This window comes from Arsenicibacter sp. R0_47 (genome assembly GCF_057652235.1).
Genome location: NZ_JBYFCJ010000028.1, coordinates 25487 through 44312, shown reverse-complemented (window position 1 = coordinate 44312; position 18826 = coordinate 25487). Strand labels below are relative to the sequence as shown.

Sequence of the window (18826 nt, the reverse complement as noted above, 5' to 3'; positions counted from 1 at the left end):
ATGAACCATGTAAAACGGATGCAGAAATATACCTGCACGCTCATTATCCATTTTTATTATTGTCCGGCTTCTTTCATCAGACGCTCGCCTTTAGCCGCTGCGTCTTCGATCGTACCAACAAGGTTGAACGCCGCTTCCGGCAGGTGATCCCACTTACCGTCGATGATTTCGTTGAAACCTTTGATGGTATCTTCGATCGGAACCAGTACGCCTTTCAGACCGGTAAACTGCTCGGCAACGTGGAACGGCTGAGACAGGAAACGCTGTACACGACGTGCCCGTGATACGATCAGTTTATCGTCTTCCGACAATTCTTCCAGACCAAGGATCGCGATAATATCCTGCAATTCCTTGTAGCGCTGCAGAATCAGTTTCACGCGCTGAGCCGTGTCGTAGTGTTCGTCACCAACCACTTCGGCGCTCAGGATCCGTGATGTTGAATCCAGAGGATCCACCGCAGGATAGATACCTAACTCGGCGATTTTCCGGCTCAATACGGTTGTGGCGTCAAGGTGGGCGAATGTTGTCGCCGGCGCAGGGTCAGTCAAGTCATCAGCAGGTACGTAAACGGCCTGTACCGATGTAATTGAACCGCGCTTGGTTGACGTAATACGCTCCTGCATGGCACCCATTTCCGTAGCCAGTGTTGGCTGGTAACCTACGGCTGATGGCATACGGCCTAACAGAGCGGATACTTCTGAACCCGCCTGTGTAAAGCGGAAGATGTTGTCGATAAAGAACAGGATATCACGACCCTGGCCTGAACCGTCGCCATCACGGAAGTGTTCGGCAATCGTCAGACCCGACAGGGCTACCCGTGCACGGGCTCCCGGAGGTTCGTTCATCTGACCGAAGATAAACGTCGCCTGGCTTTGCTCCAGCTGACCCATGTCTACTTTCGACAAGTCCCAGCCGCCTTCTTCCATTGAATGTTTGAATTCGTCGCCGTACTTGATGATACCGGCTTCGATCATCTCGCGCAGCAGGTCATTTCCTTCGCGGGTACGCTCACCCACACCGGCAAATACCGACAGACCTGCATAGGCCTTCGCGATGTTGTTGATCAGCTCCTGAATCAATACGGTTTTGCCTACACCGGCACCACCGAAGAGACCAATCTTACCACCTTTTGCATACGGTTCGAGCAAGTCAATTACCTTGATACCGGTAAACAGTACTTCGGTTGACGTAGCAAGATCTTCAAATTTAGGAGCCGCACGGTGGATCGACATACCGCCTGAGCTTTTTGGCTGAGGGATACCGTCAATGGCTTCACCGACGACGTTGAACAGACGACCTTTGATGCCTTCGCCTGTTGGCATTTTAATCTGGCCACCAAGGTCAATTACATCCATGCCCCGACGCAAACCTTCGGTAGAGTCCATGGCGATTGCACGCACACGATCTTCACCCAGGTGCTGCTGGCATTCCAGTATAACTTTCTGGCCGTTTTCTTTAGTTACTTCGAGGGCGTCCAGGATAGCCGGAATCCGCGAGCCTTCGCCCTCGAAACTCACGTCTACTACCGGACCGATAACCTGTGTAATCTTGCCCTTATTGACTGCCGTTGCCGTAATCATTGGATTATCAATAGGTGTAAAAGAAGTTGCTTGTATTTCAGGACGCAAAATTAGAAGAAAATCAGCGGAAAGGCAACGGTCATTTTAATCAAATATTATTGACTAACAAGCAAAACCGTTTTTCTGACAAGCTTTTGGCCCAAATTCTGACCCAAACCGCGATTTGCAGAGATTTGTACAAAAGTAAGTCGCTCAATTTTTGAGCACTACGCCCGGACACCGGTTATTTTTTACTATATACACCCTCCGCAGCTTTGGTGACAGGCCGGAAAAAATTATCTGCGGCGGTATCCCGCTTTACCATTTTTCAGTATGTCTGAAGCCACCCGGGACCATTTTTCCGTTGGCAATTCTGCCCTGTCAGAACACTATCTGCCCCGCCCGTTCGTTGCATATCTTTAGCATCCATTAATTTTGACACCGAAAACCGGCCAGCCTCACTGACCGGTGCGTTCATCACGCTTCTTTACACGCATTCATGTCGCTGCTTTTCTGGAAAACCTGGAGCCGGTCCTACCGGATACTATATTTACTTTCGCTGCTGTTGCTGCTGGCCGGTATTATTGCCTTTTGCCTGGCCTGGTGGCGGGGACTGACCAACATGATCCGCTGGGATGTTCTGAGCGAACTGCTCGACCTGCCCGCAACAATCTATACCTTCAGCGACGGCCTGCTCGATTTTCCGGTCCGCGGCAAGACCTATGCCGTCTCGGAGCAGTTCGTGGCCTCGGCCATGACCATCGCTCCCTGGATGGCAACCGTTCTGCTTACGGGCGTCTGTGTAGCCATGACCATGATTCTGAGTGCGCTTACCCGCCTGCCCCGCCTGAAATACTTTATTGGCATGGGTCTTTTTCTGGTGGCTCTGTCAACGTTCCGGTTCGAGATGCTGGCCGTTCCCGGCTTCGACGGGCTGGGTGCCGACAGCCGCTACCTGTTCCTGGTCATCGCCTTTCTGCTCATTTCCCTCAGCTATTACTTCCACGCGTTCCGCCCCGATGTACTGCTGCCGGTCCGGCTGGCGGTGTTCGGCGGGCTGATCGCTGCCATTGCCGGCGTGCTGGGCTATTTTGCCCAAACGCCGTTTCCGGCCCTGACTACCATTAGTTACGGGATGCCTGCGCTGCTGGTGCTGGCCATGGGCTTTATCTTTTTTATCAGCGCCGAGATTGTGGCAGGACTGGTCTGGCTGACATCCGCCAACTTTTCGGGCAACACGGACGTAGCCGAAAAACGGATTCTGGGTTTTAACAACCTTATTTATATCAGCCTGCTCTACTTCGTGAACCTGCTGCTGATTGCCCTGCGTAACACCAAGGTCATTGACTGGGACCTGCTGGCCATCAGCCCGTTTGTCATTTATCTGCTGTCTGCCATTGTCGGCGTCTGGGGATTCCGCCGGTTAACCGAACAACAGGAATCGTTTTCATTCGGGGAGTCGGGCGCCTTTCTGTATGCCGGTCTGGCGCTGCTGAGCACCCTGACCATTGCCTACCTGTTCGGCACGGCCAACGACCCGCTGATTGAAGCCTTTGAGGACGTTATTGTGTATAGCCATCTGGTTATGTGTGTGCTGTTTCTGGTGTATGTTGGTATCAACTTTCTGCCTATCTACCAGCAAGGGCTGCCCGTGCACCGCGTTCTGTACAAACCTAAACGAATCGAACTAAGCCTGTTCCGCGTCGTTGGCGTATTCGGCGTCTTTGCGGTCATCGGGTTACAGGACTTTTTCCCCTTCCGGCAGTCGGTGGCGGGGTATTACAACGGCCTCGGCGATCTGTACATTGCTACCGGCGAACTGGCCTCGGCCCGGGCATTTTATCAGCAGGCCCTGGAGCATGAGTTTCAGAACCATAAAGCCAATTACTCTATGGCCTCGCTCGCCGTTACCGACGAAGACCGGCCCACGGCGGCATACTATTTTTCACAGGCCTTGCTGAAACAACCTAGTCCGCAAGCTTACGCGAGCCTGAGCCAGACGTATTTACAGAACAGCCTGTTTTTCGAAGCGGTGAAAATCCTGCAACGGGGCATCAAGGCATTTCCGCAAAGCGGTGAGCTCCGGAACAACCTGGGCTTCCTCTACGCCCGGACCAGCGTTGCCGACTCGGCTTACTATTATTTCGATACCGCTGCCAAAACCAGCCATCAATCCGACGTACCGAAATCGAACCTGCTGGCACTTTATGTCAAGAACCCGCAGGTACTCGCGGCCGACTCATCGCTGGCGACCACCGAACCCATTACCTACGAATCCTATCAGGCCAATGCCCTGGCCCTGAGGCTGATCGCGCGTCAGGACACCAGCCAACCGGAGGTACCCGCCTGGCTTTCGACCGGCCAAACCGATATGGGCCTGAGCGTCGGGCGGTTTGCCAGTCTGTATAATTATGCACTCGGGGCTGTCAAACCCGTCAACACGTTACCGCAAACCATCCGGAAGGCAATTGAACGCCCCGATAATCAAGACTTTACCGACGATCTGTTGTTTGCCCGCGCAATGGCTGAATACCACAACCATCAGCCGCTGACGGCATTCAGTCTGATCGGGCAACTGGCCGAGGGAACGTCTGTCCGGAAGCCTAACGCCCTGAATTACCAAAGTATTCTGGGCCTGCTCATGATCGACCAGCAGCTGTACCGGCCGGCGGCGGAGCAGTTTGAGATGAACAGGGATACGGTCTCGATTTATTATCAGGCTATTGCCTACACCAAAGCCGGCGACCTGCCGCTGGCACAGTCGCGGTGGGAAGCCGCCGCCCGCGGTGACTCATCGGTGACGGCCATCAAACGGGTCCTGTATAGCGAACGGCCACCACAAACGGATATCGAGCGGGCCTTTTACGTTGTTTACCGCACCGACGACCTGAACCGCGGTAAGCTCTGGGAGCAGATCAACACACCCGACCTGAAAGCGGTAGCCGGTAAAAGCCTGATTGAGCAGTACATTGCCTCAAAGCAGTGGTTCTATGCCCAGATGATTCTGAGTCAGCTGCCGAAACCGGACCGGCTGAGCGCCTATGCCTTATCGCTTGAAAACGTACTGGCCCTGCGGCTGGCCGTGGCCCGCCGCAACGGCAATGCCGCCATCGCCCTGGCAAAGCAGCCCATGTTGCCGCTGCATGCCGCTGACCGCGCCTTTTACCTGGCACAAGCCTATGTGCTGAAAAAAAATCCGGCGCAGGCGCAGACGTATTTCAATCAGGCCCTGGCGCTGGCTCCGCTACGGGCCGACATTGTTACCGGCGTGGCCCGCTTCAGGACCCGGCAAAAGCAGATTCAGCCGGCGTACAAAGTATTGGTAGCCGCCCTGCCCTTTAACCGCGACCAGCCCGAACTGCTCAAGACCTACATCGAATTATGTCTGGCAATGGGCCTACGCGATTATGCGGCAAATGAGCTCGTTCAGCTACAGCAAACCACAACGCCCGCCGACTATCAGGCTTTTTTAGCGGCTTATCAGGAAAAGCTGACATTAATCGAAAAGTCGAATGAGAAATTCGGGCAATAAGTTAGCTTTGTTGACTATAACTGCCCGACACAGCCGCTATTCGTTCTTAAAACCTGATACGACGTGAACATCATTGAAACCCACAACATTGCCAGACGCTACATCATGGGTAGCGAGATAGTTGATGCCCTGAAATCCATTACGATTTCGGTAAAAAAAGGAGAATACGTTGCCTTCATGGGGCCGTCGGGTTCCGGTAAATCAACGCTGATGAATATTGTGGGTTGCCTCGATACACCGACCTCAGGCCAGTACATTCTGAACGGGCAGGACGTCAGCAATATGGGCGAAAACGCGCTGGCCGAAGTCCGCAACAAGGAGATTGGCTTCGTGTTTCAGACCTTTAACCTGCTGCCCCGCCAGTCGTCGCTCGAAAACGTTGCTTTACCCCTGATTTATGCGGGTTACAGCAAGGCCGACCGTACCGAGAAGGCAATGCAGGCGCTTAAAAATGTAGGTCTCGAAAACCGCGCGCATCACAAGCCCAATGAGCTATCGGGTGGTCAGCGCCAGCGGGTAGCCGTTGCCCGTGCGCTTGTAAACGACCCGAGTATCCTGCTGGCCGATGAACCGACCGGTAACCTGGATACCAAAACGTCGTACGAAATCATGGACCTGTTTGACCAGATTCACAGCAAGGGCAACACGGTGATTATGGTAACGCACGAAGAAGATATTGCCGAATATGCCCACCGCATTGTCCGGCTCCGCGACGGTCTGATTGAAACCGATCGTGTCAATACCAACATCCGTAAGGCAAGGGCTTTTATAAGCTCCCAGGCTGAACAGTAAACATCCTTTTCCGGTTGAATCCAGAGGCATCGGTTTGGCGTACATAAAATCAGACCGATTCTTTTTGTATGTATTCAACCCATGCTCATTCCCTGCGACACTCCCATGGCACGGCTTATTGGCCGGTCTGGCTGAGTGTCGTATTTTTGTTGTTTGTTTCCTGTACACAAACATCTTCTGACCCGATGGTTTCCTCAACAACGCCCAATGCTACCTATTCTTTCCTGTCGCTCGGCGATTCGTATACAATCGGCGAAAGCGTCGGGGAGGCAGACCGCTGGAGTGTTCAGCTGGCCGGTCTGCTCCGGAAAGACGGGGTAGATGCCGGTACCCCGGATATCATCGCCCGCACCGGCTGGACCACCAGCGAACTGCAGGCGGCCATTAAGGCGTCGGGTAATACAAAGACCTATGACCTGGTCTCGCTGCTGATCGGGGTAAACAACCAGTATCGCGGCCAGTCGCTGACCACCTACCGGACGGAGTTCAGAGAATTGCTGCAAACCGCTGTCCGGTATGCGAAGGGAAAACCCAATCACGTCTTTGTCTTGTCGATTCCGGACTGGGGGCAATCGCCGTTTGCAGAAGGTCGTGACCGGCAAAAAGTAGCGGCTGAAATTGATGCGTTCAACGCCGTGGCGCAGGAAGAGTGCCGCGCGGCAGGCATCGCCTATGTCGACATCACTCCTTTGTCGCGGCAGTATGCGAAGGATGCCAGCCATTTTGCCTCAGACGGGCTGCATTATTCCGGCAAGCAGATGAAACTCTGGGCCGAACAAGCCCTGCCGGTTGTGAAGAAGTTATTATTGTAGCTTCTGAGAGAAGATGAGACCTTCCTGGAAGTTTAGAACTTCCAGGAAGGTCTCATCAGGCATTATTCCTACACCGCAACCGCCACTTTTTTCGGGGTGCTGAATTTGATTTTGTAGTAACGGACGGTACGGCCAATCAGCATACCTCCGATCAGCGACGGAGCAATCCAGCCGGCCAGACCCAGCCAGGCCGGTACATGGTCACCGGCGATCCGGCCGATATTAACGACCACAAAGGCCGTGAATGCCGAAATATACGAACCACCCATGCGGGTAAAGTGCTGAAAAAACCAGTGCTGCGCTTCGGGTGTCTTACCAATCAGACGCACATCCTGGACGGCAAACGTCATCGTCAATACTCCGAAAAAGGTGAATAGCACACTCACCACCGAGAACGACTGCGACAACAGCCAGCCGCCAAACCCGATCATGCCGATACTGACGGCCAGCGTTACGAATGTCAGTACACGGTCACCGAAAGCGGGGCCGGTCTTTTTCTGTTTGGTGGCCCGCCAGCCCGTAAAACTCAGGTAAAAGCTAAACACAGCGATACCGGCCAGGAAAAGACGGAATAGTTTAAACGGCTGGAACACGCACAGCAACACCGCTGACGCCGCCACCGCAATCATGCAGTACACGTAGAGCAGACCGGCACGGTTATGCAGGCGGCTACCCTTTTTGGCTAACATCGGAATCAGACCGGTTAAGAGCGCAATGGTACCGGCAGCAATATGGGTGATAAGCGAAAGTTTTATGAGCGTTTCCATCGTTTTTGTGTTTTCGAATTGATGGAACAAACGTAGCCGGTCTTTCTGATGGCCGCAAAAAAGAGGGCTGTTTAGCAACTTTTTGGGGTAATCGGGGCGATTTCGGGGGATTAGGGACGTTTGGCAACCTCTTTCAGCTCTGCAACAAGGGTATCGTTGTACTTCCGGGCCACCGGCACCTGGTACTCACCCGCCTGCAAATGGAGTTTATAGCCCTGTGCATTACCGGTTACCTTGACTACCTGATCCAGATTGACCACATACGACCGGTGACACCGTACAAACGGCGAATGGACCTGTTGCGGCAGCTGTCCCTCCATACGGCTCAGGCTACTCCGCAGCAGGACCTGGGCAGGCTGCCCCTGCCGCAGAAAATGCACGGTACAATAGTTATCGCTCGACTCGATAAACAGCAGCTCCGCCGGCAACAGAGTAAGGGTATCCTTTTCATTCTCGGCTACCAATGTCAGCGGCATTACGTCCGGGTGAGTCGGCGCTGTAGTGTCCGGCAGCGGGTGCTGCGGCGCTGGTTCATGAGGCGTAACCGGCAACTCAGCAGCAGCCTGGCTGTATTTCCGGAGCTGAACAATGTAATTAATCAGTACGGACCCTACTGTCGGAAAAATACCGATCAGGAGGGTAGCCAGCAGCATCCAGATGAAATTAGGCAGACTCGCGTGCTGGTCTGTCAGGTAAACCAGGTAAAACCGGTTTGCCAGGGCAATCAGCAGGATATTGAGCAGAATAAACAGAATTTCCTTCCAGACCGTCCACCGCTGTTCGGCAAAAACGGCCGGAAGTAATCTGGGCCAGATCGTAAAATGGATAAACGTCACCAGAAACGTGATCCCCCCGAATCCCAGTATTTTCAGCGCTTTGGCTTCGGTACGCCAGATGTTCATTCCAAACGGCTGAAACAACAGTAAAAACAACCCGACAAAACCACCGATGATGCCGGCCCGCAGCAGTTGGCGGCTGACCGGTAAATCAGAAGACGGGTATGGCTGGGTCAGTATCCGGAGCATTGTCTTGGTTATACACCCCGCCCTGCCAGCACGCTTTCAGCCCAGTGCAGGTCTTCGGGGGTTGTGATCTTTATATTTTCGTAAGTCCCTTCTACCAGCGTTATAGCATAACCGGCAAACTCCATCACACTGGCGCAATCGGTAAAAAACGGCTGTTCCTCTACAGTGAAGGCTTGCCGGAAGTCGCTCAGCCGGAAAGTCTGCGGGGTTTGCATTAACCGGTACTGGCTCCGGTCAACGGCCTTGCTGGTCCCATCGGGTTCGACAACCCGCACGGAGTCCTTTACCGCCACACAGGTTACGGCGCTGCCTTGTTCAGCGGCCGTATCAAAACCGGCACCAATCACGTCGGTCGTAATCATCGGCCGGACACCATCATGGACGGCAACCAGGCCTTCTTTGGCCGAGATTTTCTTCAGTCCGTTCCGAACCGACTGGAAACGGCTGGCTCCGCCGATCACCGTCTGAATCGGAGGATAAAAATTATGCTGATCGCAAAGCTCCGTCCAGCGGTTCATGTCGCGCGCGGGCAGCACAAGGATGATCCGGAGGTTAGGCGAGTAAGCTAAGAAGCGTTCAATGGTATGTTGCAGAATCGGCTTCCCGTTCAGGAGCAAAAACTGCTTGGGCACGTCGGATTTCATCCGGCTACCGCTGCCGCCGGCAACAATAATACAAAAAAGAGGCTGGTGACTAGTGGCTAGTGGCTGAGGATTCATTGGATTCTGAATTTCTCCGCAAACTAATCACTAATCACCAGCCCGTCTATACTGGTCTTTATAAAATTAACATCGCATCGCCGTAGCTGAAGAATTTATACTTCTCCTTTATGGCGGTTTCATAAGCTTCCATCACCAGATCGTAACCACCGAATGCCGACGTCATCATGATCAGAATCGACTCCGGCAGGTGGAAGTTGGTCAGCAGCGAATTGGCAATTTTAAATTCGTAAGGCGGGAAGATAAACTTATCCGTCCAGCCTTCAACCGCTTTCAGGCGGCTATTGGCCGACACCGACGATTCAAGGGCTTTAAGCGAGGTAGTTCCAACAGCACAAACCCGCTTGGTTTCATCGAGCGCCTTATTGACAATCCGGGCTGCCGTATCTTCAATACGGTAATTCTCTGAATCGGTTTTGTGTTTGGTCAGATCCTCAACATCAACCGGCCGGAAGGTACCTAAACCAACGTGCAGCGTAACAGGAGCAAAATGTACACCCTTGATCTCCATGCGCTTCATCATGGCCTTGGTGAAGTGCGTACCGGCTGTCGGGGCAGCAACCGCACCGATATGCTCGGCAAAAACAGTCTGATACCGCTCACGGTCAGCATCTTCTGTTTTCCGTTTGATCTCACGGGGCAGTGGCGTTTCGCCCAGCTCGTCAACGGCTTTCATGAATTCTTCGTGTGAGCCGTCAAACAGGAACCGGATTGTACGACCGCGTGATGTAGTATTATCAATCACTTCGGCCACCAGATCGCTATCGCCGAAGTACAGCTTATTTCCTACCCTGATTTTACGGGCCGGATCAACCAGAACATCCCATAGTTTCATGTCGCGGTTCAGTTCACGCAACAGGAAGACTTCTATTTTTGCGCCGGTTTTTTCTTTATTACCGTACAGCCGTGCCGGAAATACCTTGGTGTTGTTAATGACCATTACATCCCCGTCATCAAAGTAACTGAGGATATCACCGAACATTTTGTGTTCGATTTTTTTCGTCTTGCGATGAACGACCATTAATCTGGATTCACCGCGTTCCGCAGGGTACTTGGCAATCAGACTTTCGGGCAAGTCAAATTTAAATTCAGATAGCTTCATAGAATTTTTACACCCAAAAAATCAACCGTATGGCAACCTCTCTTGCTGGTTGCCTATGCAGTTCGACGCATCGGCGCGGGGCCGCCCACGCGGTCCGACCCGATTTTGTGAAGATCGCAAATATACACAAAAACCCGTAAGACCGTTCGTCTTTCCGGGCTTTGCCAGTGAATAACTTGACTTTTACTTATTTACCGCTCTCCGGCATCGAATTTATGGGCTGTACAGCGCCTTCTGTATTGACATCGGCACGGTCAGAAATCGAAAATTTAGCCATCAGTTCCGATGACGCTTCGTTGGCATACGTTCCCTGCGCCATCACAAAAATCCCCTTCTTTCCGTTGCTGGTCGTAATGCCGAAAACGGTCATTTCGTCACCCGGATCAGACGTACCTTCAAACCGGTGAAATTCATCCACGTTAAATTCGTTGCTGCGCACCCGCATCTCTTCGCCGTTTGCCTTCAGGTGATTTCCTTCCGGCGCAAATTCATAGGTGTATCCGCGTTGACGGAGGCTCTCCATGGCCTCGGTCACAGTAGTGAAATGTTCCATAACGTTGTCTGTAGACGATTGATGCTTTATCAACCGACTACGCCTGAAATAGTTTTTCACCCCGCCAATAAACGAGGATACGAGCCGCCGGGTCATAGCCGACCTTCCTGGAAGTTTTGAACTTCCAGGAAGGTCGGCTATGAATAACAACGTTTACTTCTTTCTCTTAATTCGACTGCTCAACCGGAGCGGCATTGGCGCCGATATTGCCGCCTGCCACTACCGTCGTCCCCGCCAGCACCTTTACATTGGCGTTATAGGTAGTCAGTTTGTCGTAAAAACCGGCTTCGCTGATAGTGAAGTACTTGTTCGTAGCAAAAGCGCCCGTTGCCCCGCTCACCGTATCCAGCGGTTTGAGAACGGTAGCCAGGTTACCCGCCAGCGTCCCCTGAAAAACAGAAGCGGTGTAGGTAGCTGAACTTGCCGTGTTGTATAAACCAATCTGTACCAGGGTCACGGCTGTGCTGTATTTGTAGAACACCACACGGCCATAGATATTTTTGCTGTCGGCCGACGCCAGTGTATACGCCTTGTAGGTTGATACTGTACCGCCCCCCGGCGCCACGCTCATATTGGGATCATAATTCGTTTGCTCACAAGCCGTCAGGAAAAACGCGGCCAGCATCATCAGCACCAGACCCGGCAAAAAAAGACGCTTCTTTATGATGTATGAATAATTCATGTTGCTCCGGAACGTAAGATTAAAGATTGAATGAAAGACGGCCATAATAGTAAGCACCGTTTGACCCCTGCTGATTGTTCGAGTAGAGGTAGAAGCCACGGTTTTCCGAACGCAGCAGCTCAGGGTATTTATCGAAAATGTTGCTGCCACCCACGGACAGTTTCAGCGAACGCGACACGTTATAGCCAACGCTCAGGTCAAATACGGTCTGCGCTTTAAATGTCTGATCGTAATAACTTCCTTTTTCATCCGCCGATACCGAGCGCTCGGTTACCGACCCGAAGTAGGTGCCCCGCAGCATGACATCAAACTTGCTGAAGCGGTACATAACCGACCCGATCAGCTTCTGACGCGGTGTTCCGGTCTCGAACTGACCGATCACATCGCGGCTCAGGTATTTTTCAACCACCTGGTCCGGCGTCAGGTTTGCCACGTTCAGGTTCAGTGTTTTGCGCGTCAGGATGGTGTTTTTACTGAGGATCGCGGCCAGGCTGAACGTCAGACTCCGCTTGCCGGACATGGCGTGAGTATAGTTGCCCACTACTTCAAGTCCCCGCGAACGTACATTGGCGCCGTTGACAAAGAACTGAGCCTCGCCACCGCCGATTACTTCGTTGTAGTTGTTGCCGACTTCCGAGGCGTTGAAGTAGCTGGTCCGGAAAATCCGGTTCCGCACATCAATCTGGTACGCATCTACCGTCACCTCAAAGCCGTGCATTGGCTGATAGGTCATCCCCAGCCCGTACGTACGCGAGTTTTCCTGCTGCAAATTCTTAATACCCAGTACCCGGGCGGCGGTACTGTTGGTCGGATAGGTCGTTACGTCCAGCGGCTGTGGTACCCCGTTCGCATCCGGCACAAACGCCGTTGCCGTATGCGTATAGTTCATTTCCTGAAGCGACGGCGCCCGGAAACCCGACGCAATCGACCCGCGCAGTGTCAGGTTGCTGGCCAGCGAGTAGCGGGCAGCCAGTTTTCCGATGGATACCGCGCCGAAATCCGAATAGTTTTCCAGCCGGACCGCGCCGGTAACCAGCAGCTTTTTCGTCATTTCCAGTTCGGCATCCAGATAGGCACCCATGGTCGTACGGTATTCATTCCGCTCGTTTTTAGGCCCGAAACCGGCAAAGCACTGGCAGTTCGACGAGAGCGACTTCACAATAACCTGCTGACCGGCATAAACCGATACCGGATTACCGCTTGGGTCCAGGATCGGTACACTGGCGGCATTCTGCAAAGGCTTTCCGTCCGGCCCGACCAGCAGCCCGGCCTTCGTAACCGTTAGCGTACCGGCATCCCCGTAGGTGTAGCTCTCCTCCTGCCCTTTCATGATCCTGTAGTTCTCCAGCCGCATCTCCGCACCAAACGCCACGTTCAGGCCTTTCATAACGCCCTTGAAATAGCGCGAGAAGTCAAGGTTGGTCGAGTTCTGGGTAAACTGGTGCGTACCCAGATACATGTTTACCGGCGAATTTGACCCGTAAGACGCATTCATGGTATTCACCATACCGATGCGCATGGCGTTCCGGCCGAATGTATTGCTGAAATCAACGCTGAACTCGCCGATTTTACTGCGAACGCCGATCGTGTTCGACACATCAGACATGTTCGATGTCATCTGCGGCCGGAACCCGTTCGGATACAGCAGGTAGTTGAACCGGTCGGTCTGCCCCGGACGACGGTAGTAACACGAGAAGCCTTTCAGGTATTTGTACGACGCCCCGCCAAAAGCATACAAGGTGGTGTTCGGGTTGATTTCGTAGCCGGCGTTGTAGAACGTGCTGCCCATCGTAATGCCAGGCATACCGGCATACACGGCAAAATCGGCCGGTGTCAGGCCACGGGCACTGAGCAGACCGGCCTGCGTTTTCAGCGTATTGGCCAGTGTCGTATTGCCGGCGGCCAGCGCATTAATCAGCTCCGGATTGGTAATCACCGGCTTGCCGTATTTGTCCGTACGCTGGTTGGTGAGGTAGGTCGCATCGTAAATGCCCCAATCGTTTACGAACGGGCGCAGCGTCGGGCGACGCTGGGTAACCTGCCCTGACACGTTCAGATAGCCCTTATCACCGATTTTGAAGCCGTAGTTTGCATCAAACTGGTAGTTAAACCCATCCGGCTTACCGGCCTTTGTGAGCGTACCGGCACTACCACCGGAGTTCAGATACCCGCCCCCGGTCAGGTTACCGGTCAGCTGGTTGGTGCCTTTTTTGAGGATGATGTTCACCACACCCGCCACGGCATCAGATCCGTACTGGGCCGCCGCCCCGTCGCGCAGGATTTCGACCCGGTCAATCGCCGCTGCCGGAATCGTCATCAGATCCACCGACGATGACGGGCTGCCCACGGCGGTGCCGGTAATGAGCAAGGCCGATGTATGCCGGCGCTTTCCGTTGACCAGCACGAGAATCTGGTTCGGTGCCATGTTCCGCAGCTGTACCGGATCGACGTGTGAGTCGAGGTCACCACCCTGCGACCGGACAGCATTGAAACTCGGGGCAACATAGGCCAGCATCTGGGCTAAATCCATCTGCGGCAGGCTCCCCATCATTTCCTTGATCGAAATTACATCGACCGGCACCGGCGTTTCCAGTGTGGTCCGGCCCACGTTACGTGTTCCCGTCACGACGAGTTCGCTCAACTGGCTTACATCATCGTCCAGCGATACATTGATGGCGGTACTTGTACCGACTTTTATCTCCTTTGATTTAAAGCCGATGAAACTGATGACCAGCACATCGTCCGGAGTAGCGTCAAGGGCAAATTCACCGAGGTTGTTGGTAATTGCCCCTTTCCGTGAATTTCCTTTCACCAGGATATTCACGCCCTGAATAGGTTCGGCATTGATACTTGTTACGACCTTGCCGGTGACACGTTTCGTTTGCGCCAGTGCTGCTGACGGAGCCAGCAGGCTCAGCACACAGCATACCGCCGATACGGCAAACACATGGAGTAGAGGATGTAATCGTTTCATCATACAAGTAGAAGAACAGGTTATATTTTATGGTTAAACAGATGGTTTTAAAGGCAATAGCAATCCTGCTCAGCGTACAGTATGTACCTGACCGGAATGGGAATCCGTAAAAGCGAAGCGGTTAAAGCGGAGGTTTCGCCTTGAAGAGGCCTCTGGCAGCGTGGTAATTCATCGTTGTACAGTTTGTTTATGAATGTTGAAATGAACAGGCAATAGTTTTCCCGATAACCGCACCGGCGGTTTTCAACGAGACAATAAAGGACTAAGGAATTCAGCCAGCCTGTCTGCTACGTCAGGAACATAACAGCCTGTCTGAACGATGATTTACGGGTGCTTCCTGAAGATCATTTGCGGCTGTGACCGGAAGCATTGCTTTGTTGCACTTTGTCAAATATACCAACTATACTATCGCTGTCAATAGAAAACTCAAAATATTATACCTGTACATTCCAATATTTTGGAATAAAATCAAAACACCAAAATTATATATAAAATAAATCACATTTTTGTTGTTCTACTATCAGTTAACACCGGCAACGATAAGTACACAAATGCTATCAATAAGTTGTTTTATAGGGCTTTAACAAAAAAAGGGGGCAGTACGCTATGTACTACCCCCTTTCTGGATTTGCCTGTCAGGAAAGGCGTCTTTCTTTCCAGCGGCTGCGTTGCTGCGCTGCCGATACGGCTGTCTGTTGCGTTGGTTTCTGCGTATCCAGCAGAAAGGCACCCAAGACGGCAGCCAGGTCTTCTTCGGCTTTATCAACGGCTGGTTTCAGCACGTCAGGCGTAAAATAAAGGCTCACGAAACGGGTATCGAAATTAGCCGAGCGAAAGGCTTCGTGTTCCATTACAAACCGGCAGAACGGCAACGTTGTCTGTACACCGGTAATCTGGTATTCGTCGATGGCCCGGATCATTTTCTGAATTGCTTCTTCACGGTCGGCACCGTAGGTGATCAGTTTGGCAATCATCGGGTCATAATAGATCGGGATTTCCATGCCTTGCTCAAAGCCATCGTCTACGCGGACTCCGTTTCCTTGCGGGCGTACGTAAGTTTCGAGTGTACCTACATCGGGCAGGAAGTTATTGGCCGGATCCTCGGCGTAGACCCGAACCTCCACGGCATGGCCTTTGATCTGCAGATCATCCTGCTGAATGGTCAGCGGCTTGCCCTCCGCAATGTAAATCATCTGCTTCACGAGGTCAATACCGGTAATCTGCTCCGTCACAGGGTGTTCTACCTGCAATCGGGTGTTCATTTCCAGGAAGTAGAAATTCAGCTGATCATCGACGATGAACTCAACGGTTCCGGCGCCGTAGTACCCGCAGGCACGCGCCACATCGACCGCGCACCGGCCCATTTCGGCCCGGATTCCGGGCGTCAGAATGGCCGACGGTGCCTCTTCAACCACCTTCTGGTGACGGCGCTGCACCGAGCACTCCCGCTCAAATAAATGAATGATATTGCCATGCTGGTCGCCCAGCACCTGAATTTCAATGTGTCGCGGTGAGGTAACGTATTTTTCGATGAACACCGATCCGTCACCGAACGCCGACAGGGCCTCGCTCACGGCACGGTCCATCTGTTCGTCGAACTCGGCTTCGTTTTCGACCACCCGCATCCCTTTTCCTCCTCCGCCTGCGCTGGCCTTGATCAGGACCGGATAGCCGATTTGGGCCGAAATCACCTTTGCTTCATCACGGTCAGCAATCGCCGAGGGCGTTCCCGGCACCATTGGAATGTTATAGGTGGCGACGGCAGCCTTGGCAGCCAGTTTACTGCCCATCACCTCGATACTTTCCGGCGACGGCCCAACAAAGATCAGTCCGGCATCCCTCACCATCTGCGAGAAACGGGCGTTTTCCGACAGAAACCCGTATCCGGGATGAATGGCGTCGACGCCCAGCCGTTTGCAGACATCGATAATGACATCGCCCTTCAGATACGACTCCGCCGAAGCCGCCGGCCCCACACAGACTGCCTCATCGGCATACCGCACGTGGAGTGCATTCCGGTCGGCTTCCGAGTAAATAGCCACGGTTTTGATCCCCATCTCCCGACAGGTTCGCATTACCCGCAGAGCGATTTCGCCGCGGTTGGCAACGAGTAGTTTTTTGATTGTAGTCATCTGGCAGTTAAGCGGTCTAGTCTGTGCACAAATGTAAAAAGAGCGACAGAGTTACAGCACGAAAGCCCCTAAAAATCCGGTAATTTATTATAGACGGGGATATTTATCTGTTCCGGGTTATTATTCAATTGTTGCTGAGTTGTTTCTGGGTTGCTGAATTGTTTCTGGTTGTTTCTGAGTTTCGGTTCAGTAACCACCAGAACCATCAGCAACCACCAGAACAACCAGCAACCACCAGAACAACCAGCAACCACCAAAACCATTAGTAACAACTAAAACCATCAGCAACAACTAAAACCATCAGAACCATCAGCAACCACCAGTAAAAATGAAACGAATAGTAAAAGTCCGGCGGGTAACCAAAACGTCATTTCTGTTGGCTGTTGTTAACATTTAGCGTATTTTTGCATTTATTTCTATATCCAACGCCGTATTTCCCTAATAATTAAGCGTCTAACCCGCTAAACAGCTATAAAAAGTGGATTTATTTGAGAAACTGCGCACGAATCTGGGCCCTATCGGGTCATCGTCGAAACAACTAAAAGGCCACCATTATTTTGCTTTCCCTAAATTGGAAGGCGAGCTGGGACCACACATGACATTTCAGGGTCGTAAGATGCTGAACTGGAGTCTGAATAACTATCTCGGGCTGGCCAATCATCCCGAAGTCCGCCAGGCCGATGCCGAAGCGTCTGCGCAATGGGGTCTTGCCTATCCGATGGGTGCCCGGATGATGTCCGGCAACTCGGACCTGCACGAAGAACTGGAGCAGCAACTGGCGCAGTTTGTCGGCAAAGAAGACGCCTTCCTGCTCAACTACGGTTATCAGGGCGTAATGTCGGCCATTGAAGCGGTGGTTGACCACCGCGACGTGATCGTTTATGACGCCGAGTGCCACGCCTGCCTCATCGACGGTATCCGCCTGCACAAAGCGAAAATGGGCGAATACTATAAGTTCAACCACAACGACATGGAAAGTCTGGAGAAAAATCTCCAGCGGGCCACCAGAAAAGCCGCCGAAAAAGGCGGTGCCATTCTGGTAATTACCGAAGGCGTCTTTGGTATGTCGGGTAAAGTGGGTAGTCTGGACAAAATTGTTGCCCTGAAAGAGAAATACAACTTCCGACTGCTGGTCGACGATGCACACGGCTTCGGGACTATGGGCGAAACCGGTGCGGGTGTCGGCGAAATGCTGAACTGCCAGGATGGTATCGACCTGTACTTCTCAACGTTTGCCAAGTCGATGGCGGCAATCGGTGCCTTCATCGCGGCTGATCATGATGTGATCATGTACCTGAAGTATAACATGCGCTCACAGACATACGCAAAGGCACTGCCAATGCCGTATGTAGTCGGTGCAATGAAGCGTCTTGAGCTGATCAAAACCCAACCGGAGCTGCGCGCCAAACTGTGGGAGAACGTAAACGCCCTGCAAACAGGTCTGCGCTCACGGGGCTTCCATATCGGTGATACTACATCGCCGGTTACGCCGGTGCTGCTGCAGAACGAAGGCGGTATTCCGGAGGCGACGGCACTGGTACGGGATCTTCGCGAGAACATGGGTATCTTCTGCTCAATTGTCGTATATCCGGTTGTCCCGAAAGACGTGATCATGTTACGGATTATTCCAACGGCATCGCATACGCTTGACGACGTCGAATATACTCTGAATAGCTTTAGTGAAATTGCAGAGCGTCTGAAGAATGGCGTTTACCGGCAGCAAATCGCAATTGAGGTGGCAGAATAGGCCAAATTAGCCTGAAAATAGCCATTGAATAAGAAGAACTTACAAAAGTTGTACTTTTTGGATATTTTTTTGGGCAAACTATTGCGCAGTGTTTAAGAATGCTTAAATTTCGCCCAAAACCGCGTTTTTAGCGGATTTAAGCAGTTTTTTCACACAAAAAACCTCATCCGTTCTGCTATGGCACGCTTTGATGAAGTAAAAAACCTGATTATGTCCTTAGAAGCTGACTTCGAAAAGTTCTATGATAAGAACAATCAGGCAGCTGGTACCCGCGTCCGTAAAGGCATGCAGGACCTTAAGAATCTGGCACAAGAAATTCGTGCAGAAATTCAGGAAAAAAAGAATGATGGTACTGACAGCTAATTATAGCGATAGTAACTTCATCAACGAGAAAGCCCGTCCTACATGCATGTAAGACGGGCTTTTCCGC

The 18826-nt window shown here is 52.4% G+C and carries 14 protein-coding genes; 5 read left to right on the top strand and 9 right to left on the bottom strand.

Translation table 11 applies throughout. From position 1 onward, the window contains the following. Positions 1–56: 56 nt before the first annotated feature. Complete coding sequence (gene atpD / locus AC23NW_RS29100) at positions 57–1580, bottom strand: F0F1 ATP synthase subunit beta (RefSeq protein ID WP_487453998.1); 1524 nt, start codon at positions 1578–1580, stop codon at positions 57–59. Between the two features lie 478 nt (positions 1581–2058). Here atpD and AC23NW_RS29095 point away from each other — a divergent pair, with 478 nt between their 5' ends. The 3 genes from AC23NW_RS29095 (at position 2059) to AC23NW_RS29085 (ending at position 6695) form a co-directional block, all read left to right on the top strand. After that, positions 2059–5091 (top strand): tetratricopeptide repeat protein, encoded by a 3033-nt coding sequence (locus AC23NW_RS29095; RefSeq protein WP_487453996.1) that lies wholly within the window; start codon positions 2059–2061, stop codon positions 5089–5091. Between the two features lie 63 nt (positions 5092–5154). Next, on the top strand, positions 5155–5883 hold the full coding sequence (locus AC23NW_RS29090; protein WP_293843094.1) for an ABC transporter ATP-binding protein: 729 nt from the start codon (positions 5155–5157) through the stop codon (positions 5881–5883). Positions 5884–6068: 185 nt separating this feature from the next. Beyond that, positions 6069–6695 carry an SGNH/GDSL hydrolase family protein gene (locus AC23NW_RS29085; RefSeq protein WP_487453994.1) on the top strand — a complete coding sequence of 209 codons (627 nt, stop codon included), beginning with the start codon at positions 6069–6071 and terminating at the stop codon, positions 6693–6695. A gap of 68 nt (positions 6696–6763) precedes the next feature. On the opposite strand, the gene AC23NW_RS29080 is transcribed toward AC23NW_RS29085, so the two are convergent. The 8 genes from AC23NW_RS29080 to accC form a co-directional block, all read right to left on the bottom strand. Further along, positions 6764–7462, bottom strand: a complete 699-nt coding sequence (locus AC23NW_RS29080; protein WP_071501890.1) for a DUF2306 domain-containing protein — start codon at positions 7460–7462, stop codon at positions 6764–6766. A gap of 110 nt (positions 7463–7572) precedes the next feature. Continuing rightward, the gene (locus tag AC23NW_RS29075) at positions 7573–8487 is read right to left on the bottom strand and encodes a LytTR family DNA-binding domain-containing protein (protein ID WP_071501889.1); all 915 of its coding nucleotides are present in this window, start codon (positions 8485–8487) and stop codon (positions 7573–7575) included. A gap of 8 nt (positions 8488–8495) precedes the next feature. Beyond that, entirely contained in the window at positions 8496–9206 is a 711-nt protein-coding gene (locus AC23NW_RS29070) for a 2-C-methyl-D-erythritol 4-phosphate cytidylyltransferase (protein ID WP_071501888.1), read from the bottom strand. 58 nt (positions 9207–9264) lie between these two features. Next, positions 9265–10308: a tRNA preQ1(34) S-adenosylmethionine ribosyltransferase-isomerase QueA gene (gene queA / locus AC23NW_RS29065; RefSeq protein WP_071501887.1), complete on the bottom strand. Its 1044-nt coding sequence runs from the start codon at positions 10306–10308 to the stop codon at positions 9265–9267. Between the two features lie 187 nt (positions 10309–10495). Continuing rightward, positions 10496–10861 (bottom strand): hypothetical protein, encoded by a 366-nt coding sequence (locus AC23NW_RS29060; RefSeq protein ID WP_071501886.1) that lies wholly within the window; start codon positions 10859–10861, stop codon positions 10496–10498. A 166-nt stretch (positions 10862–11027) separates the two neighbouring features. Continuing rightward, positions 11028–11543 carry a hypothetical protein gene (locus AC23NW_RS29055; RefSeq protein WP_229201697.1) on the bottom strand — a complete coding sequence of 172 codons (516 nt, stop codon included), beginning with the start codon at positions 11541–11543 and terminating at the stop codon, positions 11028–11030. 19 nt (positions 11544–11562) lie between these two features. Beyond that, positions 11563–14520 carry a TonB-dependent receptor gene (locus tag AC23NW_RS29050; RefSeq protein WP_487453990.1) on the bottom strand — a complete coding sequence of 986 codons (2958 nt, stop codon included), beginning with the start codon at positions 14518–14520 and terminating at the stop codon, positions 11563–11565. A 632-nt stretch (positions 14521–15152) separates the two neighbouring features. Then, positions 15153–16649 carry an acetyl-CoA carboxylase biotin carboxylase subunit gene (accC, locus tag AC23NW_RS29045; RefSeq protein WP_487453989.1) on the bottom strand — a complete coding sequence of 499 codons (1497 nt, stop codon included), beginning with the start codon at positions 16647–16649 and terminating at the stop codon, positions 15153–15155. 478 nt (positions 16650–17127) lie between these two features. On the opposite strand from accC, the gene AC23NW_RS29040 reads away from it, so the two are divergent. Next, positions 17128–18396 (top strand): aminotransferase class I/II-fold pyridoxal phosphate-dependent enzyme, encoded by a 1269-nt coding sequence (locus AC23NW_RS29040; protein ID WP_487453987.1) that lies wholly within the window; start codon positions 17128–17130, stop codon positions 18394–18396. Positions 18397–18573: 177 nt separating this feature from the next. Then, positions 18574–18759 carry a histone H1 gene (locus AC23NW_RS29035; protein ID WP_293837457.1) on the top strand — a complete coding sequence of 62 codons (186 nt, stop codon included), beginning with the start codon at positions 18574–18576 and terminating at the stop codon, positions 18757–18759. The last annotated feature ends 67 nt before the right edge of the window (positions 18760–18826 follow it).